20 protein-coding genes are annotated in these 24,306 nt (G+C 60.0%); 9 read left to right on the top strand and 11 right to left on the bottom strand.

The annotated features are described in order from the left end of the window. Nucleotides 1-3: 3 nt before the first annotated feature. The gene (pqqE, locus tag V6P94_RS05145) at nucleotides 4-1,140 is read left to right on the top strand and encodes a pyrroloquinoline quinone biosynthesis protein PqqE (RefSeq protein ID WP_019823034.1); all 1,137 of its coding nucleotides are present in this window, start codon (nucleotides 4-6) and stop codon (nucleotides 1,138-1,140) included. Continuing rightward, nucleotides 1,106-2,932 (top strand): S9 family peptidase, encoded by a 1,827-nt coding sequence (locus tag V6P94_RS05140; protein WP_219262864.1) that lies wholly within the window; start codon nucleotides 1,106-1,108, stop codon nucleotides 2,930-2,932. Before pqqE ends, V6P94_RS05140 begins: the two co-directional genes overlap by 35 nt. A 105-nt stretch (nucleotides 2,933-3,037) precedes the next feature. Here V6P94_RS05140 and V6P94_RS05135 read toward each other — a convergent pair whose 3' ends face one another. Next, a complete protein-coding gene (locus V6P94_RS05135; RefSeq protein WP_004419451.1) occupies nucleotides 3,038-3,196 on the bottom strand; it encodes a YqaE/Pmp3 family membrane protein in 159 nt (52 codons plus the stop codon). A 185-nt stretch (nucleotides 3,197-3,381) separates the two neighbouring features. Continuing rightward, nucleotides 3,382-4,665: an aspartate aminotransferase family protein gene (locus V6P94_RS05130; protein WP_219262863.1), complete on the bottom strand. Its 1,284-nt coding sequence runs from the start codon at nucleotides 4,663-4,665 to the stop codon at nucleotides 3,382-3,384. Between the two features lie 217 nt (nucleotides 4,666-4,882). Between V6P94_RS05130 and V6P94_RS05125 the strand changes: the two genes are divergently transcribed. Then, nucleotides 4,883-5,782 carry a LysR substrate-binding domain-containing protein gene (locus tag V6P94_RS05125; RefSeq protein ID WP_133075281.1) on the top strand — a complete coding sequence of 300 codons (900 nt, stop codon included), beginning with the start codon at nucleotides 4,883-4,885 and terminating at the stop codon, nucleotides 5,780-5,782. Nucleotides 5,783-6,051: 269 nt separating this feature from the next. Here the strand turns inward: V6P94_RS05125 and V6P94_RS05120 are convergent, their stop codons facing one another. From V6P94_RS05120 to bioB, 7 genes are all read right to left on the bottom strand, one after another. Next, on the bottom strand, nucleotides 6,052-7,830 hold the full coding sequence (locus V6P94_RS05120) for an acyl-CoA dehydrogenase C-terminal domain-containing protein (RefSeq protein ID WP_219262862.1): 1,779 nt from the start codon (nucleotides 7,828-7,830) through the stop codon (nucleotides 6,052-6,054). A gap of 271 nt (nucleotides 7,831-8,101) precedes the next feature. Next, the gene (locus V6P94_RS05115; protein WP_133075278.1) at nucleotides 8,102-9,907 is read right to left on the bottom strand and encodes a phenylacyl-CoA dehydrogenase; all 1,806 of its coding nucleotides are present in this window, start codon (nucleotides 9,905-9,907) and stop codon (nucleotides 8,102-8,104) included. A gap of 175 nt (nucleotides 9,908-10,082) precedes the next feature. Then, on the bottom strand, nucleotides 10,083-10,763 hold the full coding sequence (gene bioD / locus V6P94_RS05110) for a dethiobiotin synthase (RefSeq protein WP_133075277.1): 681 nt from the start codon (nucleotides 10,761-10,763) through the stop codon (nucleotides 10,083-10,085). Then, a complete protein-coding gene (gene bioC, locus V6P94_RS05105; RefSeq protein WP_133075276.1) occupies nucleotides 10,760-11,572 on the bottom strand; it encodes a malonyl-ACP O-methyltransferase BioC in 813 nt (270 codons plus the stop codon). The genes bioD and bioC overlap by 4 nt, the downstream gene beginning before the upstream one ends. Continuing rightward, nucleotides 11,565-12,296, bottom strand: a complete 732-nt coding sequence (locus V6P94_RS05100) for an alpha/beta fold hydrolase (protein ID WP_133075275.1) — start codon at nucleotides 12,294-12,296, stop codon at nucleotides 11,565-11,567. Before V6P94_RS05100 ends, bioC begins: the two co-directional genes overlap by 8 nt. Further along, nucleotides 12,289-13,461: an 8-amino-7-oxononanoate synthase gene (gene bioF, locus V6P94_RS05095; protein WP_219262860.1), complete on the bottom strand. Its 1,173-nt coding sequence runs from the start codon at nucleotides 13,459-13,461 to the stop codon at nucleotides 12,289-12,291. Before bioF ends, V6P94_RS05100 begins: the two co-directional genes overlap by 8 nt. Nucleotides 13,462-13,574: 113 nt before the next feature. Then, a complete protein-coding gene (gene bioB / locus V6P94_RS05090; RefSeq protein WP_338649058.1) occupies nucleotides 13,575-14,630 on the bottom strand; it encodes a biotin synthase BioB in 1,056 nt (351 codons plus the stop codon). Between the two features lie 87 nt (nucleotides 14,631-14,717). On the opposite strand from bioB, the gene V6P94_RS05085 reads away from it, so the two are divergent. From V6P94_RS05085 to rarD, 5 genes are all read left to right on the top strand, one after another. After that, complete coding sequence (locus V6P94_RS05085; protein WP_338649057.1) at nucleotides 14,718-15,458, top strand: ComF family protein; 741 nt, start codon at nucleotides 14,718-14,720, stop codon at nucleotides 15,456-15,458. 57 nt (nucleotides 15,459-15,515) lie between these two features. Next, nucleotides 15,516-16,280 carry a TOBE domain-containing protein gene (locus V6P94_RS05080; RefSeq protein WP_133075271.1) on the top strand — a complete coding sequence of 255 codons (765 nt, stop codon included), beginning with the start codon at nucleotides 15,516-15,518 and terminating at the stop codon, nucleotides 16,278-16,280. Between the two features lie 95 nt (nucleotides 16,281-16,375). Next, nucleotides 16,376-18,277, top strand: coding sequence for a PhoX family phosphatase (locus V6P94_RS05075; RefSeq protein ID WP_219262856.1), 1,902 nt, complete (start codon nucleotides 16,376-16,378; stop codon nucleotides 18,275-18,277). A gap of 192 nt (nucleotides 18,278-18,469) precedes the next feature. Beyond that, nucleotides 18,470-19,444: a serine/threonine protein kinase gene (locus V6P94_RS05070; protein ID WP_048352320.1), complete on the top strand. Its 975-nt coding sequence runs from the start codon at nucleotides 18,470-18,472 to the stop codon at nucleotides 19,442-19,444. Nucleotides 19,445-19,647: 203 nt separating this feature from the next. Beyond that, entirely contained in the window at nucleotides 19,648-20,535 is an 888-nt protein-coding gene (gene rarD, locus V6P94_RS05065) for an EamA family transporter RarD (RefSeq protein WP_133075269.1), read from the top strand. 10 nt (nucleotides 20,536-20,545) lie between these two features. On the opposite strand, the gene V6P94_RS05060 is transcribed toward rarD, so the two are convergent. Continuing rightward, nucleotides 20,546-21,064 carry a glycine cleavage system protein R gene (locus tag V6P94_RS05060; RefSeq protein WP_019823006.1) on the bottom strand — a complete coding sequence of 173 codons (519 nt, stop codon included), beginning with the start codon at nucleotides 21,062-21,064 and terminating at the stop codon, nucleotides 20,546-20,548. A gap of 458 nt (nucleotides 21,065-21,522) precedes the next feature. Here V6P94_RS05060 and V6P94_RS05055 point away from each other — a divergent pair, with 458 nt between their 5' ends. After that, nucleotides 21,523-23,700 carry a malate synthase G gene (locus V6P94_RS05055; protein WP_326398589.1) on the top strand — a complete coding sequence of 726 codons (2,178 nt, stop codon included), beginning with the start codon at nucleotides 21,523-21,525 and terminating at the stop codon, nucleotides 23,698-23,700. 74 nt (nucleotides 23,701-23,774) lie between these two features. Here the strand turns inward: V6P94_RS05055 and V6P94_RS05050 are convergent, their stop codons facing one another. Further along, nucleotides 23,775-24,215 carry a response regulator gene (locus V6P94_RS05050; protein ID WP_133075267.1) on the bottom strand — a complete coding sequence of 147 codons (441 nt, stop codon included), beginning with the start codon at nucleotides 24,213-24,215 and terminating at the stop codon, nucleotides 23,775-23,777. Between the last annotated feature and the right edge of the window lie 91 nt (nucleotides 24,216-24,306).

Genomic DNA, 24,306 nt, shown 5'->3' with positions numbered 1-24,306 from the left:
CCGATGGCGTTGCCACCCAAGCCCGAAGTGGGCTTGCCGCTGTGGTTGCTGGCCGAACTGACCTATCGCTGCCCGCTGCAATGCCCGTACTGCTCCAACCCGCTGGACTTTGCCCAGCAAGGCAAAGAGCTGAGCACCGAGCAGTGGATCAAGGTTTTTCGTGAGGCACGGGAGATGGGGGCTGCCCAACTGGGCTTCTCCGGGGGCGAGCCACTGGTACGTCAGGACCTGGCCGAGCTGATCGGCGAAGCCCGCAAGCTGGGCTTTTACACCAACCTGATCACCTCGGGCATTGGCTTGACCGAGCAAAAGATCAGCGACTTCAAAAAAGCCGGGCTGGACCACATCCAGATCAGCTTCCAGGCCAGTGACGAGCAAGTGAACAACCTGCTGGCCGGCTCGAAAAAAGCCTTCGCGCAAAAGCTCGAAATGGCCCGCGCCGTGAAGGCACACGGCTATCCGATGGTGCTGAACTTCGTCACCCATCGGCACAATATCGACAAAATCGACCGCATCATCGAGCTGTGCATCGCCCTTGAGGCCGACTTTGTTGAGCTTGCCACCTGTCAGTTTTACGGCTGGGCCCAGCTCAACCGCGTCGGCTTGCTGCCGACCAAAGAGCAGCTTGTCCGTGCTGAGCGCATCACCAATGAATACCGCGCCAAACTTGAAGCCCAGGGCCACCCCTGCAAGCTGATTTTCGTCACCCCGGATTATTACGAAGAACGCCCAAAAGCCTGCATGAACGGCTGGGGCAGCATCTTTTTGACCGTGACGCCTGACGGCACGGCCCTGCCGTGTCATGGTGCACGGCAAATGCCGGTCGAGTTTCCCAATGTGCGCGACCACACCATGCAGCACATCTGGTACGACTCGTTTGGCTTCAACCGTTTTCGCGGTTATGACTGGATGCCCGAGCCTTGCCGCTCGTGCGACGAGAAAGAAAAGGACTTCGGCGGCTGCCGTTGCCAGGCCTTTATGCTCACCGGGGACGCTAGTAACGCCGACCCGGTCTGCAGTAAATCGCCCCAACACGACCTGATTCTCAAGGCGCGCGAAGAAGCAGAGCACGCCACCCAGACCATTGAACAATTGGCCTTCCGAAATGAACGAAACTCACGTCTCATCGCTAAAGGCTGAACCGTTCAGCGCCGCGCTCGCTGTGGCCGCCGGGGTCGATTTCGCAGAATTGCGCGTCGGCCTACAGGGCCTGTTCTGGAACGAATACCGACCACAGGATGCTGCCTGTCGCATCTGGCACTGGCGCGACGGCGAGGCCCGCTGCCTGACGCCCGACGGTTTCAGCGTACGCAGCCGGGTCTACGAGTACGGCGGCGGCGCGTTTTGCCTGAGTGATGACGCCGTGGTGTTCGTCAACGAGGCCGACCAGCAGCTGTACCGGCAAGCTCTGGACGGCACTGCCCCGCAGCCCCTGACCCAGGGCGCCTGCCGTTATGGCGACGTGCAGTTTGCTGCGGACCAGGTGCTGGCTGTCGAAGAACACCTCGATCAACATCGACTGGTCAGCATCGACCTGAGCACCCTGGAGCGCCAGGTTCTGGCCGAAGGGGCCGACTTCTACGCAGCGCCCACACCGAGCCCCGACGGCCAGCGCCTGGCCTGGATCGAATGGAGTCGTCCCCATCAGCCGTGGACCTCGACCCGCTTGATGCTGGCTGAAGGCCAAACCGCTGGGCGCTGGAACCCCGCGCATTGCCTGGCGGGCGATCTCGCAGAAGAATCGCTGCAACAACCGCGCTTCGACGAACACAATCGCCTGCATTGCCTGACCGACCGCGCGGGGTTCTGGCAGCCGTGGGCCGAGTCGGGTGAGGGCCTGATGCCTGCACCCAGCGCCCACGCCGATCATGCCCCTGCACCTTGGCAATTGGGCGCCAGCACCTGGCTGCCGATGGGCGAGCAGGCCTACCTCGCCAGTTGGACCGAGGCTGGTTTCGGGCATTTGGGCATCCGCACGGCTGACGGCACCATTGACGACTTCACCGGCGAATACAGTCGCTTTCGCAGCCTGGCACTGAATGATGAGTTCATCTATTGCATTGCCGCGTCGCCTGTCTACCCATCGGCAGTGGTGCGCATCAGTCGCACCGACCACCGCGTCGACGTGCTGGCCGGTGGCGTTGCGCCGCTGCCTCCCGAGCACATCAGCCGTCCGCAGACCCTGTGCTATCCCTCAGGCGGGGGCCAGGCACACGGTTTTTTCTACCCCTCGATGCAGGGCGAAATCAAACCGCCCGTGGTGGTGTTTATCCACGGCGGCCCGACGTCTGCCTGCTACCCGATGCTCGACCCGCGTATCCAATACTGGACCCAGCGCGGCTTTGCCGTGGCCGACCTCAACTATCGCGGCAGCAGCGGCTATGGCCGTGCCTATCGGCAATCCCTGCATCTGAAATGGGGAGAGGTGGATGTGGAAGACGCCTGCGCGGTGGTCAGCTATCTCGCCGACCAAGGACTGATTGACCCCGGCAAGGCATTTATTCGCGGTGGCAGTGCAGGTGGTTACACCACGCTGTGCGCGTTGGCGTTCAACAACGTATTTCGGGCAGGTGCCAGCCTGTATGGCGTCAGCGACCCGATTGCCCTGGCCCGTGCCACACACAAGTTTGAAGGTGATTACCTGGACTGGCTGATCGGCGATCCGGAGCGCGATGCCCAGCGCTACGCGGCTCGCACCCCACTGTTACACGCCAGCCAGATCAGGGTGCCGGTGATTTTCTTCCAGGGTGAACTGGACGCTGTCGTGGTGCCGCAACAAACCCGGGACATGCTCCTGGCCTTGCAAGCCAACGGCATCCCGGCCAAGGCCCATTACTACCCCGACGAGCGCCACGGTTTTCGCAAGGCCAGCAACCAGGCCCACGCACTGGAACAGGAATGGTTGTTTTACAGCCAATTATTGACGCACTGATCCCGTGGGAGCGGGCTGCTCGCGATAGCATCAACTCAACCTGCCTGATAGACCGAGTTGCCTGAATCGCGAGCAAGCCCGCTCCCACCCGAATCAGTTGCCGCACTAGCGCTTGGCGATAATCCACACCGCGTGCACGATCCCCGGAATGTAACCGCACAACGTCAGCAGAATATTCAGCCAAAATGCCCCTGCAAAACCCACTTGCATAAATACGCCCAACGGCGGAAGCAGGATGGCGAAGATGATTTTGATAAGGTCCATATTCACAGCTCCCAATGATTGGCGGGCTCAATCAAGCCCTACCGACAATCGACTGCGAGCTCAGGCCAAAGGTTCAGTCAGCACTTATCCACAGACAAAAAAAACGCCCCGTGCCGAAGAAATCAGGCACAGGGCGACGCGTTATACCGCGAGACGGTTCTTTAAATTCTGTGTGGCAGATGCAGTCAGACCGCAACACCGCGACGGCACTGCAACTGAGCCGTGCGAACACGGGCAAAGGCCCGGGCCAGACGCAGCAGCATTTCATCTATGTTGCCCTTGCTGACGCACAGTGCCGGGGTAAACCGCAGGCAATCAGGTTGCGGCGCGCTGATCAGCAGCCCCTCGTACAGCGCCGCCTTGACCACCGCCTGGGCCGAGTCGTCCGATAAGGTCAGCCCCCACAGCAGACCCTGCCCACGCAATTCACCCTGTGCATAACTATTGGCCAAACGGCCCAGGCCTTCGCGCAAGTGCTGCCCCGCGTCACGGACCTGCTGCAAAAAGCCCTTCTCCAGCATCGTGTCGAGCACTGCCAAGCCTGCTGCGGTCATCAAGGCATTGCCATGATGGGTGCCGCCCAGTTCGCCTGGCGCCAGGCAGCATGCCTTGCCGCGAGCCAGCAGCGCAGCCAGTGGCACTCCCCCGCCCAGGCCCTTGCCCAGGGTGATGATGTCGGCGCGAATGCCGTAATTCTGCTCCGCCAGCAACGTGCCGCAACGGCCCATACCGGTCTGGACTTCATCCAGAATCAGCAAAATCCCCAACTCGCGGCACAAACGCTCCACACCCTTGAGGTAATGCTCGGTTGCCGGGATCACGCCGGCTTCGCTTTGCACCGGTTCCAGCATGATTGCCACGGTCTGTGCATCGACGGCCGCATGCAACGCGGGCAAGTCGTTGAACGGCACATTGATAAAACCCGGCAGTTGCGGCTCGAAACGGTTATCCACCGTCGCGCTGCCCGAGGCCGACATCGCACCAAAACTGCGACCATGACAACTGCGGCTGGCCGTGATAATCCGGTGTGCGCCCCCGCGATGCAGTTGCCCCCATTTGCGCGCCAGCTTGATTGCGCCCTCGTTGGCCTCAGCCCCGGTATTGAGCAAATGCACTTGATCGCTGCCAGTGCTTTCACACAAACGATGCGCCAAATCCAGCATCCCCCGGTTTAAAAAACCCGCACCTGGGTTCATCAAGGATTGCGCTTGGTCAGCCATCGCCTTGACCAGCACCGCCGGGCTATGGCCCAGGCTATTGGCCGCCCCGCCCTGGGTGAAATCCAGGTACGCACGGCTGTCGCTGTCCCACATCCACGAACCTTGTCCGCGCACAAACACATGGGCTTCGCGCTCAACGCAAGGCATAAGGTACTCACGGGAAGGGTGGTTGCCAGATATCGAGGGTGTCGAATGCGCAGCCATCTCTTCAAGACTGGGGGAATGACGACGCAGGTTAAACAGGTTCATGCACGCGGACCTTGTGACCATAAACAGATTCGATTTGCAACCTGCGGCTGTTCATATAGAAGGTAAACCTCTCGATGGGTTTATTGCCCTGCCTATGTAAAACGCCGCTGCACATCAGCCTCTCTGGCTCGATGAGCCTTGTGGAATGGGCGTAGACTAGGCGCCTCAAGGCCAATGGGCCATTTCGTTTTTTAAGCATTTTCGATAAGTATTACTTATGGATTTCAAGCAACTGCGTTATTTCGTCGCGGTCTATGAAGAAGGCCATGTGGGCCGTGCTGCCGAGCGTCTTTCTATCTCGCAGCCAGCCCTTTCGCAGCAGATCCGCCAGCTCGAACACAACCTCGATGTCAGCCTTTTTGAGCGCAGCAGCAAACGCCTGCTGCCCACGCTTGCAGCGCACACGTTGTACAACCACGCCTTGCCACTGCTCGATGGTTTGCAGCGGGCCAAGGAGGCCTTGCACCATTTCCAGGGCCAGGCCCTGCGCACGATTGCCATCGGCGTGTTGCAAACCGTGCACACCAGCCTCGTCCCGCACATGCTGGAGCGTGTGCGCCAGGCCCAACCCCATTTGGTGGTACAGATTTACGAGTTGACCGGCATCGAGATCGAACGGCGCCTGCTCAATGGCTCACTCGATATTGGTATCAGCTACCTGCCGCCACGCCAGCCAGGCCTGCACGGCATGATGCTGTACGAAGACGAGCTTCAATTGGTCATCCCGGCTGATCATCCGCTGCGTGAATTCAAGAAGGTTTCACTGAGCCAGGCCGCAGAGCTGCCGATGCTGTTGCTGGGGGAAGAGTTTCAGGTGCGCCAGATCTGGCAAACCCAGCTCGCCAACCTCGGCCGTCGACCGCAGGTCCAGGCCGAGTTGAATACCATGGCCGGGATCCTCGACAGCCTGCCCCACAGCAAACTGGCCACCGTATTGCCGGGGCGCTCGCGCCATCAACATGACGACCAGACATTGCTGTGGAAACCCCTGAGTGAGCCTCGCGTACCGCTGAAGGTCGGGCTGGTGTGCCGTGATGTGCAGCGTCAGCAAGCCACATTGGGGCTATTACGCACGCTGCTTGAGGATGTGATGCAGAGCAATGAACAAACGTTGTAGCCGCGTAGCAGCTGCTACGGAGGGATCTAACGTCAAAGTAAAAATTCTGACGCACAAAAAAGAAAACCCCGCCGAGGCGGGGTTTTACAGACTGTTTCCCTGACATCCTTTTCACTCCGCCATCCTGGCAGAATCCTACGTGTCCCTGTTGTTGCTTTGAGCTTCCTGCTCTACGTCCATGGAAAGTAGATTACCTCTGGATCCAATCTGGCGATATGGGAGATTGTCAGCATGCAATGTAAGCAAATGCTTACAAATTAATAAACCCTTTAAAAATGTGCCTCGTCCAGCAGATAAAGGGAATCGCTGCCCGCCTTCACCGACGCGCTCAATGAATGGATCCGCGGCAGCAAACGTGCGAAGTAGAAGCGTGCAGTGCCCAGTTTGCTGGCATAAAAGGCTTCATCGGCCTCTTTGCCCAACGCGGCCCTGGCCATCAACGCCCACATGTACGCATACGTCGTGTAACCAAAAACTTGAAGGTACTCGACCGATGCGGCTCCGATCTCGTTCGGGTTGTTTTGCGAGCGGTCCAGCACCCAGGCTGTCAACTGATCAAGTGTGTCCAAAGCCGACGCCAATGGCTGGGTGAACTCATTCAGATCGCTGTTGGCCGAGGCGATGAACTGACGAATCTCGTCAGCGAACTGGCGATAGTAAACACCCTGGTTACCCACGATCTTGCGCCCCACCAGATCCAGCGCCTGGATACCATTGGTGCCTTCGTAGATCTGGGTAATACGCACATCACGCACCAGTTGCTCCTGGCCCCACTCACGAATGTAGCCATGACCGCCGAACACTTGCTGACCGTGCACCGTGGTTTCAAGCCCAAGATCCGTCAGGAAGGCTTTGGCCACAGGCGTCAGCAAGGCAACCAGGCCATCAGCCCGCTCACGCGCCGATGGGTCTTCGCTGAACTTGGCAATGTCCAACTGATTGGCAACATACGTCGAAAAGGCTCGACCCCCTTCGTTCGAAGCCTTCATGGTCAGCAGCATGCGGCGCACGTCCGCGTGCACGATGATCGGATCCGCCACTTTGCCCGGGGCTTGAGCGCCGGTTGCAGCACGCCCTTGAAGGCGGTCGCGGGCATATTCAACCGCGTTCTGGTATGAGCGCTCGCCGCAGGCAAGACCCTGAATGCCAACCCCCAGGCGTTCATAATTCATCATGGTGAACATCGCAGCCAGGCCACGGTTGGGCTCGCCCACCAGGTAGCCGACGGCTTCATCGAAGTTCATCACGCAGGTGGCAGACGCCTGAATGCCCATTTTGTGTTCAATCGAGCCGCAGGTAACCGGGTTGCGATCACCCAGGCTGCCATCGGCGTTGACCATGAACTTCGGCACCAGGAACAGCGAAATGCCTTTGGGCCCGGCAGGCGCATCCGGCAATTTGGCCAGCACCAGGTGGATGATGTTTTCCGTCAGGTCGTGTTCGCCGCCAGTGATGAAGATTTTGGTGCCACTGACTTTATAAGAGCCATCCACTTGAGGTTCGGCTTTGGTGCGAATGATCCCCAGATCCGTCCCGGCATGGGGTTCGGTCAAGCACATGGAACCGGCCCACACGCCCGAATACATATTGGGCAGATAGGTGGCTTTCAGTTCTTCGCTGGCGTGGGCGTTGATCGACACACAGGCGCCGGCGGTCAACATCGGATACAGGCCGAAGGACAGGCCGGAGGAGTTGATCATTTCTTCGACCTGGGCCGACACCGCCTTGGGCATCCCCATGCCGCCGAACTGTGGATCACCGCCTACGCCGACCCAGCCGCCTTCGGCGTAGGTGCGATAGGCATCGACGAAACCTGCGGGGGTGGTCACCGCACCATTGTCCCAGTGACAACCTTCTTCATCACCGCTTCGGCTCAGCGGCGCGATGCTTTTAGCGGTGACCTTGCCCGCCTCTTCAAGAATGGCTTCTACCGTTTCAGCATCCACGGTGTCTGCCAACGCAGGCAATTGCGCCCAAAGTGTAGCGACCTCGAACACTTCATTGAGGACGAAGCGCATATCGCGCAGGGGCGCTTTGTAGTCAGCCATGGAAAACCTCGTAATCTGTAAACGGCGATTAATGTAGGACCCAGTCTAGCTTAACGACAACGGCGATACATAGGGTCATGCTGTGACCGAAAACATACATACGGTCATATATTTTTTGTGGGAGCGGGCTTGCTCGCGATTCAGGCGGCGCGGTGTTTCAGGAAGACCGTGGTGATGCCATCGCGAGCAAGCCCGCTCCCACATGTGCCCACCCAAAAAAAAGCCGCCTCCCCAAAAGGAGAAGCGGCTTTGCAAGATGACCCGCCAGGACTTAGTAGCCCAGGTCGAAGTCTTCTTCTTTCATGTCCATCAGGTTGGCAGCGCCCGACAGCATGGTGGCAACGTGTGCGCGTGTGCGCGGCAGGATGCGCTGGAAGTAGAAGCGCGCAGTTTGCAGCTTGGCTTTGTAGAACGCTTCTTCGGACGTGCCGGCCGCCAGCTTTTCAGCCGCCAGACGGGCCATGTCAGCCCAGAAGTACGCCAGGCATGCATAACCGGAATACATCAGGTAATCGACCGAAGCCGCACCCACTTCTTCACGGTCCTTCATGGCTGCCATACCGACCTTCATGGTCAGCTCGCCCCATTCCTTGTTCAGTGCAGCCAGTGGCGTGACGAATTCATTCAGCGCTTCATTGCCTTCGTTGCTCTGGCAAAACTTGTGGACGATTTTGGTGAAACCCTTGAGGGCTTCGCCTTGGGTCATCAACACTTTACGGCCCAGCAGGTCGAGTGCCTGGATACCGGTGGTGCCTTCGTACAGCATCGAAATGCGGCTGTCGCGAACGTTCTGCTCCATGCCCCACTCAGCGATAAAGCCGTGGCCGCCGTAGATTTGAACGCCGTGGTTGGCGGACTCAAAACCTACTTCAGTCATGAACGCTTTGGCGATCGGAGTCATGAAGGCCAGCAGTGCGTCGGCTTTCTTTTTCTCTTCTTCATCAACGCCGTATTTCACGATGTCGACTTGCTTTGCGGTGAAGTAAACCATCGCACGGTTGCCTTCGGCGAATGCCTTCATGGTCAACAGCATGCGACGTACGTCCGGGTGAACGATGATCGGGTCAGCCGCCTTTTCAGGGGCTTTTGGTCCGGTCAGCGAACGCATTTGCAGACGGTCACGGGCGTATTTCAGGCCGCCCTGGAAACCGATTTCGGCGTGGGACAAGCCCTGCAAAGCGGTGCCCAGACGTGCGGTGTTCATAAAGGTGAACATGCAGTTCAGGCCTTTGTTCGGCGGGCCGATCAGGAAACCTGTCGCGCCGTCGAAGTTCATCACGCAGGTCGCGTTACCGTGGATGCCCATTTTGTGCTCAAGCGAACCACAGGACACGGCGTTGCGCTCACCCAGGCTGCCATCGGCGTTGGCGTTGAACTTGGGAACGATGAACAGCGAAATGCCTTTGGTGCCAGCCGGTGCATCCGGCAGGCGGGCCAGAACGATATGGACGATGTTGTCGGCCATGTCGTGCTCGCCAGCCGAGATGAAGATCTTGGTGCCCGAAATCTTGTATGAACCGTCAGCCTGAGGTTCGGCCTTGGTGCGCAACAGGCCCAGGTCAGTACCGCAATGGGATTCGGTCAGGCACATGGTGCCGGTCCACTCGCCAGTCACCAGCTTGCTCAGGTAAGTGGCTTGCTGCTCGGGAGTACCGTGCTCGGAGATGGTGTTCATCGCACCGTGGGACAGGCCCGGGTACATGCCCCACGACCAGTTGGCAGCGCCAACCATTTCACTGACTGCCAGACCCAGCGACTCCGGCAGGCCCTGGCCGCCGTGTTCTACGTCATGGGCCAGGCTCGGCCAGCCGCCTTCAACGAATTGTTTGTAGGCTTCTTTAAAACCGGTAGGGGTTTTAACGCCGGATTCACTCCAGGTGCAGCCTTCGATGTCACCCACGCGGTTCAGAGGTGCCAGCACCTGCTCACAAAACTTGGCGCCTTCTTCAAGAATGGCGTCAACCATATCTGGAGTAGCGTCCTGGCAAGCCGGCAGGCTCTGATAATGCGCTTCGTAACCGAGCAGTTCGTCACGAACGAAGCGAATATCACGCAAGGGGGCCTTGTAGTCAGGCATAGCGATAAACCTCTGCTGATGAATCCGGGGATGAACGACCGCGTGGATTTGTTATGGCGGTCAAACAGGTGTTTGAAACATACGTTTACGCCTATTTATTGTCAAGCAGCGCGAAGCCGCCGTTCGTCTTAGGTCGGCTCGTAGGCAAAGGAGGATTGATTTGTGGGAACTGCTGTCAGTCCAGCAGATCCAGTTGCAGATATTCAGCCACGGACTGCGCCGATGCCGATTTCAGCTTTGGCACACGACCCAGGCAGGGTGCGGGCAAACGCTCGGCCAACGTGGCGAGGTTCTCTTCCAGGCGTGAAGTTTTCGGACCAATGATATTGGCCACCCAGCCAGCCAGTTGCAGGCCATCCCGTGCAATCGCTTCGGCGGTCAGTAACGCATGGCTGATACACCCCAAACGCACGCCCACCACCAAAATCACCGGGAGATCCAGCGCTTGAGCCAAATCCGACAAGCTGTCTTGCCCTGAAAGCGGCACGCGCCAGCCACCCGCGCCTTCGATCAGGGTGAAATCTGCCTGCCTGGCCAAAATGTGCTGCATGGGTTCCAGCAGCGAACGAACCGTCAACACCACCCCGGCTTCGCGCGCAGCGATATGCGGAGCGATAGCCGGTTCGAAGGCTATCGGATTGACCTCGTCATAACTGAGCTTGATCGAGCTTTCGGCCATCAGCGCCAGCGCGTCTGCATTGCGCAGGCCCTGTGGCGTGATTTCACACCCGGACGCCACCGGCTTGCCCGCCGCAGTGCTCAGCCCTGAGATGCGGGCGGCATACAGAAGACCTGCCGCCACCGTGGTTTTACCCACATCGGTATCAGTACCGGTAATGAAGTACGCAGGGCTCATCGCGCTTTCTCCAAAATGCCGTAGACCACTTGATACGTCGCCGGCAACCCGAGCGGCTGACGAAATTTCTCATAGGCGCCAACCATCCCCTGAAGCCGCGCCCGGCCACTCAATCCTTCAGGACGACCGGGGTTCAGATTGTGCGCACCCAGCGCTTTAAGTTCATGGGTTAACTGGCGAACCTGAGCGTAGTGCAGCACATGGGGCTGTTTGTGCAAGCCGAGCACCTGCATTCCACTGTTGGCACACAACTGCTCATAGGTCTGGAACTCACGGAAACGATTGACGTGAACCTGACCGTCGACCGCTCGCCAACTGTCGCGCAACTCACTCAAGGTGCCCGCACACAAACTGGCAAACGCCAGCACCCCGCCAGGCTTGAGTACACGGTGGGCCTCGTTCAGTACCGCCCTGAAGTCCGCACACCATTGCAGCGCGAGGCTGGAGAAAATCACATCGCAACTATTGGATTGCAGCGGCAGGCTTTCGGCATCGCCAGCAATGAAGTGTTGCGCACCTCCCAGTGGGCGGGCGTACGCCAGCATGCCCTGGGCAATGTCTACCGCCAGCCCCTGGCTATCGACAAAACGCTGACCCAACACGCGACTGAAATAGCCCGTGCCACTGCCCAGGTCCAGCCAGCGTTGCGGACTGAGACCGGCCGGCAGCCGGGCGATCAATTCATGGCCAACGGCCCGTTGCAGCTCGGCGACACTGTCGTAACTGGCAGCCGCACGGGAAAACGAGACCGCTACCTGACGCTTGTCCGGCAAACTGGCCGCAAGCATCGCAATACTTAAATCATTCATCGCCCGACTCGTGTAAAAACGCCTGGATTGCCGCCGCCAATTCGTGGGGAGCCTCCAGTAAAAAAGCATGACAGGCCTGTTCAATCAGACCCACTTCGACATCGGGTAATAACGCCAGCACATCGGTCGCTGCCTGCACCGGCACCAGCGCATCAAGCCCGGCAAACAGATGCAGTTGCGGCCCGCTAAAACGTTGCAAGGCATCACGGGCATCCAGCTTGCCCAACAGTTCAAGACCGGCCAGCAGGGTATCGGGTTGAGCGTGGGGCGCTGCGCCCAACAGCAGCCCGGCCAGTGCCCGAGACTCAGGCGAGCCTTGGCTGCACAACAGGCAAAAGCGTTTGAGGGTGGTGTTGGGTGCATCGCGAAAACCGCTGAGGAACGGTTCGAACGTCGACACGGGCATGGCGCTCGGCCAGTCCTCGCGACTGACAAAACTCGGGTTGCTGGCCAATGTCACCAGGCCACAGCAACGGTCGCCCCGGCGTGCCGCCAACTCACTGGCGAGCATCCCGCCCAGTGACCAGCCGCCCAGCCATACGTTGTCGGGCAGGGTCGAATCGAGCTCGTCGAGCCAGTCTTCAAGATCGACAGACAGCAGCACCGGCAGCGGTTCGATCTCAACCCGCAAGTGCTCGTCCAGAGCGCGCAATGCCTGGGCCAGAGGCTCCAGGGGTGACACCCCCAGGCCCCAGCCCGGCAACAAAACCAAACGATCACGCATGATCTGGCTCCAACGTCTGCCAACAGTCTTCGAGTGCACTTAACAATAGCTGCACCTGTGCCTCTGTGTGAGCGGCCGACAAGGTCACGCGCAAGCGTGCACTGCCTGCAGGCACGGTTGGCGGACGAATGGCCGTCACCAGCAAACCGCGCTCGCGCAGCCTCTGCGACAGGCGAATGGCCCGGCCACTGTCGCCCACCATGATCGGCTGGATCGGGGTAAAGCTGTCCATCAACTGCAAGCCGATTTGCTCGGCGCCACGACGAAACTGGCCTATCAAGGTGTTCAGGTGCTCACGTCGCCAATGCTCGGTGCGCAGCAGTTCAAGGCTTTTCAACGTTGCGCAGGCCAGGGCAGGGGGCTGGCTGGTGGTGTAGATGTAAGGCCGGGCGAACTGGATCAAGCTTTCGATCAGCTCTTCGCTGCCCGCGACAAATGCACCGCTGGTGCCAAATGCCTTGCCGAGCGTCCCGACCAGCACCGGCACATCGTCCGCACTCAAGCCGAAGTGCTCGACAATCCCGCCGCCATTGGCACCCAAGGGGCCAAAGCCGTGGGCATCGTCCACCATCAACCAGGCGCCTTTGGCCCTGGCTTCACGGGCCAGCGCAGGCAAGTCGGCCAGATCGCCGTCCATGCTGAATACGCCATCCGTCACCACCAGCGTATTGCCGCAGGCTTTCTCAAGGCGCTTGGTCAGGCTGACCGCGTCGTTATGCAAATAGCGATTGAAGCGCGCGCCGCTCAGCAAACCGGCATCCAGTAACGAGGCATGGTTCAGACGGTCTTCCAGCACCGTATCGCCCTGGCCCACCAGCGCCGTGACGGCGCCCATATTGGCCATATAGCCGTTGCTGAACAGCAGTGCCCGCTCACGGCCGGTGAACTCGGCGAGGGCTTCTTCCAGTGCGTGATGCGGGGTGCTGTGGCCGATGACCAGATGGGACGCCCCTCCCCCCACCCCCCAGCGTGAAGCACCGGCCTGCCAGGCTTCGATGACCTGCGGATGATTGGCCAGCCCCAGATAGTCGTTGTTGCAGAAGGCGAGCAAAGGCTGCCCGTCGACCACCACTTGCGGCCCTTGAGGGCTTTCCAGCAGCGGTCGATGACGGTACAGATTGTCGGCACGGCGAACGGCCAGGCGGGCGTTTAGATCAAATGGCATGCTGACTGTAATCCCTTGTAGCCGCTGCCGCACGCTGCGATGGGCAGCGAAGCGGCCCCGGCTTCGGTATTGAAAGCTAAGGTCCTGCGGCAGCGGCTACGGGAATGTGTGGGTTAAACCACAGCGTTATAAAACTGCTCGCTGGATTTCTGATCCCTGAGCGCATGCTCGATCACGGCCTGATGCACCTCGTCCGCATGGTCTTCACCCGCCTCGGGCAAGATGCCCAGACGGCTGAACAGCTGCATGTCCTTGTCCGCCTGAGGGTTGGCCGTGGTCAGCAATTTGTCGCCGTAGAAAATCGAGTTGGCCCCGGCAAAGAACGCCAGTGCCTGCATTTGCTCGTTCATTGCCTCACGGCCCGCCGACAGGCGTACATGGCTGTGCGGCATCATGATCCGCGCCACCGCCAGCATGCGGATGAAGTCAAACGGGTCGATGTCTTCTGTGTTTTCCATCGGCGTGCCGGCCACTTTCACCAGCATGTTGATCGGCACCGACTCTGGGTGCTCAGGCAGATTGGCCAACTGGATCAGCAGGTTGGCGCGGTCGTCCAGCGACTCGCCCATGCCCAGAATCCCGCCGGAGCAGATTTTCATCCCGCTATCACGCACGTAACTCAAGGTTTGCAGGCGTTCGCTGTAAGTACGGGTGGTGATGATGCTGGTGTAGAACTCGGGCGAGGTGTCGAGGTTGTGGTTGTAGTAATCCAGACCTGCGTGGGCCAACGCTGCGGTTTGCTCCTGATCGAGCTTGCCCAGGGTCATGCAGGTTTCCAGCCCCATGGCCTTCACCCCTTTGACCATTTCCAGTACGTAGGGCATGTCTTTGGCCGACGGGTGCTTCCACGCGGCGCCCATGCAGAAACGGGTAGCGCCGATGGACTTGGCCCGCTGTGCTTCTTCCAGCACCTTCTGCACCTGCATCAACTTCTCTTTAGCCAGGCCAGTGTTGTAGTGGCCCGACTGCGGACAATATTTGCAATCTTCCGGGCAGGCGCCGGTCTTGATCGACAGCAGCGTCGAAACCTGTACCCGGTTGGCATTGAAGTGCTTGCGGTGAACGGTCTGCGCTTCGAAAAGCAGGTCATTGAAGGGCTGGGTAAACATCGCCCGGACCTCGGCTAAAGACCAATCATGTCGCACGTTGGCAAGGCTGCTGGCGCTCATCGGCGTTTCTCTTGTTTATGCTTAGACTTGAACCTGAGGCAAACGCCCCAGGCACGGCACGGATGTCGGCATGTTTAAGGATGTGACATGAACTGTCAACCACAATGGATCAAGCTGGTTTACATCTGGTTATTTAATAACCAATCCTGTTTGTTGTGTGATGAGCGCTGCTGCACACCCCATGCCCTGTGTGCCGCCTGCGAACTGGAATTGCCCTGGCTGGTTGATCGCTGCAAGCGCTGCGCATTGCCATTACCGATGGCCGGGCTGGTATGCGCCCACTGCATCAAGCAGCCGCCAGTCTATGAGCAAGTGCATGCACCCTGGGTGTACAGCTTTCCGATCGACAGTCTGATCATCCGTTTCAAACATCACAGCAAGTGGCCTTATGGACGACTTTTAGCCGAACTTCTCGGCCAATCGCTGCTCGATGCCTTCAACTCCGGCAGCCCGCGACCCGACTTCCTGCTGCCGGTGCCCTTGTCCAGCAAACGTCTGCGCCAGCGCGGCTATAACCAGGCCGCCCTGCTAGCCCAGTGGCTAAGTGCTGCGCTGAACATCCCTCGACACGAGCACTGGCTGCTGCGTACCCAGGACACGGACGCGCAACAAGTCCTGGACGCCAAAAACCGCAAGCGCAACGTGTTGCAAGCATTCAGGCTGGCACCGGGCGTGCAGGTCACCGGGTTGCACCTGGCGCTGGTGGATGACGTGCTGACCACCGGCGCCACGGCGCAGAGCCTGGCCCGGCTGCTGGTCAAGGCCGGGGCCAGGCGGGTCGATGTGTATTGCCTGGCCCGCACGCCAAAACCCGACGGGCCTCCTTGACGCCACCCGGTTGAGCAGGCACTTTCCGGGCACGTCCTGCCTCGTGAATTCTCCGTCATGCACCTGCCCGCCCTCCTCGCCCAACACATGGTCCGTCGCCCGCAACGCATCGCGCTGCTGCAGCACATTGTTGACCAAGGCTCGATCACGGCCGCCGCCAAAAGCGCCGGTATCAGCTACAAAGCCGCGTGGGATGCCATTGATGAACTGAACAACCTGGCGCAAACCCCCTTGGTTGAGCGCAGCATCGGCGGCAAAGGCGGCGGCGGCGCTCGACTGTCCGTGGCCGGTGAGCGGGTGTTGCGGCTATATCAGCGTCTGCAGGCGCTGCAAACCCAGGTGCTGGACGCCGCCGAAGACATTCAGGACCTCGACCTGCTGGGACGCCTGATGCTGCGCACCAGCGCCCGCAACCAGTTGCACGGCACCGTCATTGCCATCCACCGCCACGGCCATAACGATCTGATTCAGCTGGAACTGCCCGGTGGCCTGACCCTTCACGCACAAATCACCCGCGACAGCACCCTGCGCCTGGAACTGGCAATCGGCAGCCAGGCAGTGGCGTTGATCAAGGCAGGCTGGCTGCAACTGCTGGATGCCGCATCCCCTTCCAACGCCGAGCACAATCACCTGCACGGACGCATCGAGCAGATCCTGCACACCGACAACGGCCCCAGCGAAGTCCGTATCACCCTGCCCAGCGGCCAGACCCTGTGTGCCCTGACCGAACCGCAACACCTCGAAACACTTGGGCTGACCGAGGGTAGCGAGGCCCAGGTGCACTTTGCGCCATCGCTGGTATTGCTGGGCACCGCGCTGTAAGTGCCGCCAGCTCCCGCATCCGCTCCCGACTGAAACATCTCTGTCATACCCGCTGCTTATGGTGTTTGCCAAAACCGTCAAGAGCCAAGCCAGCCATGAGCCTATTAGAAGAAAACCAATCCACCGACCTTGAGCAGATCATTGGCCTGAGTCGTCGCGGCTTTATCAGTGCTGGCGCCCTGTGCGGCGCAGCGATGTTTCTAGGCGGTGGCCTGCTCAGTCGCAGTGCCCTGGCAGCCGGTGTCAGCGCCGCCAACAGCAACCTGCTGGGCTTCGACAGCATCAATGCGGCCACCACTGACACCATCAGCCTGCCACCCGGCTATCGCTCCTCGGTGCTCATCAGTTGGGGGCAGCCGCTGCAAGCCGACGGCCCGGTGTTTGATCCTTCCGGCAACGGCACTGCCAGCGCCCAGGAAGTACAGTTTGGCGACAACAACGACGGCATGAGCCTGTTCGCCTTCGCGGATGATCCGAACCGCGCCCTGATGGCGATCAACAACGAATACACCAACTACCGCTACCTCTTCCCCCATGGCGGTTCACCTGTTTCTGCAGAAGAAGTGCACAAGGCCCAGGCCACTGAAGGCGTGTCGGTGATCGAGATCCAGCGCAAGGGCGACGGCTGGCAGTTTGTCCAGGGCTCTCCCTTCAACCGACGTATCCACGCCAACACGCCCATTCGCCTGAGCGGCCCCGCTGCCGGTCATGAGTTGCTGCGCACCCAGGCCGACGCGACCGGCACCCGCGCACTGGGCACCTTCCAGAACTGCGCCAATGGCAAAACCCCGTGGGGCACCTACCTGACCTGCGAAGAAAACTTCACCGATTGCTTCGGCAGCTCCGACCCGAAGCAAGCGTTCGATGCCGCGCAAAAGCGCTATGGCGTGGTCGCGGCCAGCAAAGACATCAACTGGCACCAGCACGACCCGCGCTTCGATATGGCACTCAACCCCAACGAACTCAATCGCCACGGCTGGGTCGTTGAAATCGATCCGTTCGACCCGCTTTCAACACCGGTCAAACGCACCGCACTGGGCCGTTTCAAACACGAAAACGCCGCCCTGGCCGAAACCGGCGACGGCCGTGCCGTGGTGTACATGGGCGACGACGAGCGCGGCGAGTTCATCTACAAATTCATCAGCCGCGACAAGATCGACCACCAGAACCCCAAGGCCAATCGCGACCTGCTGGACCACGGCACGCTGTATGTGGCGCGCTTTGACGCTGGCGACAGCAACCCTGATCGCCCCAAGGGTCACGGTCAGTGGATTGAACTGACCCACGGCAAAAACGGCGTTGATGCCGCGAACGGCTTTGCCAGCCAGGCCGACGTGTTGATCCATGCACGCATGGCCGCCAGCGCCGTCGGCGCCACCCGCATGGACCGCCCGGAATGGATCGTGGTCAGCCCCAAGGACGGCCAGGTCTATTGCACCCTGACCAACAACGTCAAGCGCGGCGAAGACGGGCAACCGGTCGGCGGCCCCAATCCCCGTGAGAAAAACGTCTACGGGCAGATCCTGCGCTGGAAAGCGCGCAATGCCGATCACGGCTCAGACACCTTCGACTGGGACCTGTTCGTCGTGGCGGGCAATCCGGCCGTTCACGGTAAACAACCCAAGGGCGGCTCCGCCAATATCAACCCGCAGAACATGTTCAACAGCCCCGACGGCCTGGGATTCGATGACGCAGGGCGCCTGTGGATCCTGACCGACGGTGATGCCAGCAACAGCGGCGACTTTGCAGGCATGGGCAATAACCAGATGCTGTGCGCCGACCCGGTCAGCGGTGAAATCCGCCGTTTCATGGTTGGCCCGGTGGGCTGCGAAGTCACCGGTATCAGCTTCTCGCCCGACCACAAAACCCTGTTCGTGGGCATTCAGCACCCTGGCGAGAACGGCGGTTCCACCTTCCCCGAGCACCTGCCCAACGGCAAACCGCGCTCATCGGTCATGGCCATCAGTCGGGAAGACGGCGGTATCGTCGGCGCGTAAAAGCTTGAACCCGCTTTTGTGGGAGCGGGCTTGCCCGCGACAGTGTCGACGCGGTTTGCCTGATACACCGCAAGGACTGCATCGCGACCAAGCCCGCTCCCACAGGCCGGTGCATTAACCTGCCCTTCCATACCCCGGTCTGCGCTAACATGCATGGCCGGACGCGGCAGCCTGCTGCGCGCAGGAGTCAGCATGTCTCATCCGTTTGCAACACTTACCCCTGATCTGGTGCTCGACGCCGTCGAGAGCATCGGCTTCCTGAGCGACGCCCGTGTGCTCGCGCTCAACAGCTACGAAAATCGCGTGTACCAGGTAGGTATCGAAGACTCGGAACCGCTGATCGCCAAATTCTATCGACCGCAGCGCTGGACCAACGAAGCCATCCTCGAAGAACACCGTTTCACCTTCGAACTGGCCGAGCTTGATGTCCCGGTGGTCGCACCGATGATTCACAACGGTGAAAGCCTGTTCGAACACGCAGGTTTCCGCTTCACCCTGTTTCCACGCCGAGGTGGCCGCGCGCCAGAACCGGGCAATCTCGACCAGCTGTATCGCCTCGGGCAACTGCTCGGTCGCCTGCATGCCGTAGGCGCGACCAAGCCGTTCGAGCACCGCGAAGCACTGGGGGTGAAAAACTTCGGTCACGACTCGCTGACCACCCTGCTTGAAGGCAACTTCATTCCGCGCAGCCTGCTCCCGGCCTACGAGTCCGTCGCCCGCGACCTGCTCAAGCGGGTCGAAGACGTCTACGCCGCCACCCCCCACACCAACATCCGCATGCACGGCGATTGCCACCCCGGCAACATGATGTGCCGCGACGAAGTGTTCCATATCGTCGACCTCGACGATTGCCGCATGGGCCCTGCAGTGCAGGACCTGTGGATGATGCTGGCCGGGGATCGCCAGGAATGCCTGGGCCAGCTGTCAGAGCTGATGGACGGCTACAGCGAGTTCCATGACTTCAACCCCCGCGAACTGGCGCTGATCGAGCCGCTGCGCGCCTTGCGCCTGATGCACTACAGCGCCTGGCTGGCTCGGCGCTGGGACGACCCGGCCTTCCCCCACAGCTTCCCGTGGTTTGGCAGCGAGCGTTATTGGGGCGACCAGATCCTGGCATTGCGCGAGCAGCTTTCGGCATTGAATGAAGAGCCGCTGAAGCTGTTTTAAGAAAACCGGGTGAACACTGTAGTCGCTGCCGAAGGCTGCGAAGGGCTGCGAAGCAACCCGTTTTCCCGGGAGCGCCGGCCACCCCTCGCAGCCTTCGGCAGCGACTACAGAAAACGTCCCGCCTCACACAGGACACTCCTGCAAAACCTGCTTACACTCACAGCTTCTTCCGTGTCTGTTAGTTGCCTAAGCAAGGATTCTGCATGCAAGCCGCAAACCCGCGTCGCGGGTATATTTTAGGCCTCACGGCCTATGTCATCTGGGGCCTTTTCCCGCTCTACTTCAAACTGCTGGCCAGCGTTCCGGCTGCCGAAATCATCGTGAACCGGGTGCTCTGGTCCGCGTTGTTCGGTTCACTGTTGCTACTGGTGTGGAAACACCCCGGCTGGTGGCAGGAACTGCGCGACAACCCCAAGCGCATTGGCGTTTTGACCTTCAGTGGCCTGCTGATTGCCGCCAACTGGCTGACGTATGTGTGGGCCGTGAACAACGACCGCATGCTCGAAGCCAGCCTGGGGTACTACATCAACCCACTGGTCAACGTATTGCTCGGCATGTTGTTGCTGGGGGAACGCCTGCGCCGCCTGCAGTGGATTGCAGTGGGCCTGGCCGTTGTCGGTGTGGCACAACAGGTATGGCAAGTGGGCAGTCTGCCCTGGGTGTCCCTGGCGCTGGCACTGAGCTTCGGTTTTTACGGGCTGATCCGCAAACAGGCCCCGGTCAAGGCATTGCCGGGGCTCGTGGTCGAAACATGGATTCTGGTCCCGGTGGCCATCGTCTGGTTGCTGCTGCACCCCGAGGCCAACAGCGCCCATGCCGACTTCTGGAGCACCTCAGAGGCCTGGTTGCTGGTCGCCGCAGGCCCGGCCACGCTGATACCCCTGGTGTGTTTCAACGCCGCCGCACGGCATCTGCCCTACACAACCCTAGGCTTTATGCAGTACATCGCGCCGACGCTGGTCTTGATTCTGGCGGTATCGGTTTACGGCGAGCACTTGTCCGAAAGCACCTTGATCGCCTTTGCATTTATCTGGGCCGGCCTGGTGGTGTACAGCCTCGATGCCTGGTTCAGCCTGCGCAAGCGCAGCTGAACCGGCGACGTTACTCCTCGGTGCTGAACTTCAAATCCACCAGCAGCTCATCCGCCAGGGTTTCCAGACGTTTTTGCAGCACATCTAGGGACAAGGTCAGGGGCACCGCCAAAATGGCCTCGGCATGAAACAGCGGCTCGTTGCTCATCGGCGCGGGCCGCACGTCTGTCACCAGCCGCTCCAGGCTCACGCCCTGCTCCGTCAGCACCCGGGTGATGTCGCGCACAATGCCGGGGCGGTCGTTGCCCACCAGCTCCATGGCGATGGGCTTCCAGGTGCAGGACTGCTCGATGCCGCTTTCGGCAATCAACACCCGAATCCCTTCCTTGCCCAGATGCTGCAACGCATCGACCAGCTCATCGTGAGCTTCGGCGGGCACACCCACGCGCAGGATTCCGGCAAATTGCCCGGCCATGCGCGACATTCGACTCTCCAGCCAGTTACCGCCATGCTCGGCGATGCATTGAGCAATGCGCTCGACCTGCCCGGCCTTGTCCTGGGCAAACACCGTAATCACAAGATGGTTCATGGCGGGGGTCTCTCTTGTTGGGGGGATCGAATGAGTATAGGCCGCCATCAAATGCTCGTAGTCGCTGCCGAGGGCTGCGAAGCGGGTTGTGTCGCTCTATGGAAAACGGGTTGCTCCGCAACCCTTCGCAGCCTTCGGCAGCGACTACACAGATAAAACCCGATCGCTAAACATTAAATTGTGTACTGTTTTTAGAATTATCTGGAACAACCTGCATGTTTCTTGAGAACATCCTGTTCTTCTGCGTGACCGATAGCGTAAAAACGGTCGCAGAACGACGTGATTGGTCTGATTTTCACATCTGCAATTGATCATGTAGTATGCCTCGGCGACCACTACATAACTTGCAACATGGTCCGCCAAGGTGTCTGCTGTACCCCGTCCAACCCCGCCAGCATGAGCCACGCGGTGTTTTAAGAAGCGCTCCAGGCTTTAAATAAAAATGAGTGAGGCAAGCAATGACTGAACACGTTCACGTCGGTGGCCTGCAGGTCGCCAAAGTCCTGTTCGACTTCGTAAACAACGAAGCTATCCCCGGTACCGGCCTCACCGCCGATCAGTTCTGGGCCGGTGCCGACAAGGTCATCAATGACCTGGCACCCAAGAACAAAGCACTGCTCGCCAAACGCGATGATTTGCAGGCGCGGATCGACGCCTGGCACCAGGCTCAGGCCGGCAAGGCCCATGACGCCGTGGCTTATAAAGCCTTCCTCCAGGATATTGGGTATCTGCAGCCAGAAGCCGCAGATTTCCAGGCAACGACACAAAACGTCGATGACGAAATCGCCCGCATGGCAGGCCCGCAATTAGTCGTGCCGGTCATGAATGCGCGCTTCGCCCTCAACGCTTCGAACGCCCGCTGGGGCTCGCTGTACGACGCGCTGTACGGCACCGATGCCATCAGCGAAGCCGATGGCGCCACCAAGGGTCGCGGCTACAACAAGGTTCGCGGCGACAAGGTCATCGCCTTCGCCCGCGCCTTTCTCGACGAAGCCGCGCCTCTGGCCAGCGGCACTCACGTTGACTCCACCGGCTACGCCATCGTTGACGGCGCCTTGCAGGTCACCCTCAAGGGCGGCGCCAGCACCGGCCTGCGCGACACCGCGCAACTGATCGGCTACCACGGCTCAACCGCGGCACCGACCGCCGTGCTGCTCAAGCACAACGGCCTGCACTTCGAAATCCAGATCGATGCCGCAAGCCCTGTCGGCCAGACCGATGCCGCAGGCGTCAAAGACGTGCTGATGGAAGCGGCCCTGACCACCATCATGGACTGCGAAGACTCGGTTGCCGCCGTTGATGCCGATGACAAGGTGGTGATCTACCGCAACTGGCTGGGCCTGATGAAAGGCGACCTCAGCGAACAGGTGTCCAAGGGCGGCGAAACCTTCACCCGCACCATGAACCCGGACCGCGAGTACACCGCGCCAAATGGCGGTACCGTCAGCCTGCACGGCCGCTCGCTGTTGTTCGTACGCAACGTGGGTCACCTGATGACCATCGATGCGATCCTCGACAAGGACGGCAACGAAGTACCCGAAGGCATCCTCGACGGCCTGCTGACCAGCCTGGCCGCGATCCACAGCCTCAACGGCAAGGCCACGCGCAGCAACAGCCGCACCGGTTCGGTCTACATCGTCAAACCGAAGATGCACGGCGCTGAAGAAGCCGCGTTCACCAACGAGCTGTTCGGCCGTATCGAAGACGTACTCAAGTTGCCACGCAACACGCTCAAAGTCGGGATCATGGACGAAGAGCGGCGCACCACGATCAACCTCAAGGCGTGCATCAAGGCTGCCAGCGAGCGCGTGGTGTTCATCAACACCGGTTTCCTGGATCGTACTGGCGATGAGATTCATACCTCGATGGAAGCCGGGCCGATGGTGCGCAAGGCCGACATGAAAGCCGAGAAGTGGATTTCGGCCTACGAAAACAACAACGTCGATGTCGGCTTGAGCACTGGCCTGCAAGGCCGTGCGCAAATTGGCAAAGGCATGTGGGCCATGCCCGACCTGATGGCCGCGATGCTGGAGCAGAAAATCGCTCACCCGCTGGCCGGTGCCAACACCGCCTGGGTGCCATCGCCGACCGCCGCCGCCTTGCACGCGCTGCATTACCACAAGGTTGACGTGTTCGCCCGTCAGGCCGAACTGGCCAAGCGCGCCCCTGCGTCGGTGGACGATATCCTGACCATCCCGCTGGCAGTGAACCCCCAGTGGACGCCGGAACAGATCCAGAACGAACTGGACAACAACTCCCAGGGCATCCTGGGCTACGTGGTGCGCTGGATCGACCAGGGCGTAGGTTGTTCGAAGGTGCCGGATATTAACGACATCGGCCTGATGGAAGACCGTGCCACGCTGCGTATTTCCAGCCAGCACATCGCCAACTGGCTGCGTCATGGCATCGTCAGCGAAACCCAGGTCCTGGAAAGCCTCAAGCGCATGGCGCCTGTGGTCGATCGTCAAAACGCCAACGACGCGCTGTACCGTCCGCTGGCGCCAAACTTCGACAGCAACATCGCCTTCCAGGCGGCCATCGAACTGGTGATCGAAGGCACCCAGCAGCCAAACGGCTACACCGAGCCGGTACTGCACCGTCGTCGTCGCGAGTTCAAGGCCAAAAACGGCCTGTAACCCGTCACGATAAAAAAAGCCCCGAACATTCGGGGCTTTTTTTATTGCCTTGACCCACCTTCCCGCAGCAAGCCCTAGATCCCCAGTTCCTGACGGATCAGCTTGAGCAACTTGGCGGTATCAATCGGCTTGAGCAGAAAGTCCACCACATGCAGATGCATGGCATCGATGGCATCGCGCACACTCGCATCCCCCGACATGATGATAATCGGCAAGGTGGCCTGATCCGACTCGCGCACTTTGCGAATCAAGTGCAAGCCATCGTGGGGCAGCATGCGTAAATCGGTGATCATCAGGTTAATCGGCTTGTCCGATGCCAACAGCGCCAGCGCCTGCTCTTCATTGCTGGCCGTGAGGCTTTCGATTGCATTGAGTTCCAGAAGCTCCGCCAACAACTCCCGAGCCACTGGATCGTCCTCAACAATCAACACACATGATGAAGCCGAAGCAGGGGTCAGCATGACCTCTTTCAAGGCCTCACGTTCGGCGTCAGTCAAAATGTCGTGCTCAGTCATATGTTTCTCTAAAGCAAACTTGTCGGCGAAATATCCTAAGAGCGTAGTCGGTTATCCCTGACCATTTGCCAATGTGCACTTAGCCATTCGC

Source organism: Pseudomonas sp. ML2-2023-3, assembly GCF_037055275.1.
Classification (GTDB): domain Bacteria; phylum Pseudomonadota; class Gammaproteobacteria; order Pseudomonadales; family Pseudomonadaceae; genus Aquipseudomonas.
The sequence above is the reverse complement of the archived record's forward strand: the minus strand, read 5'-3'. Positions and strand labels throughout refer to the sequence as shown.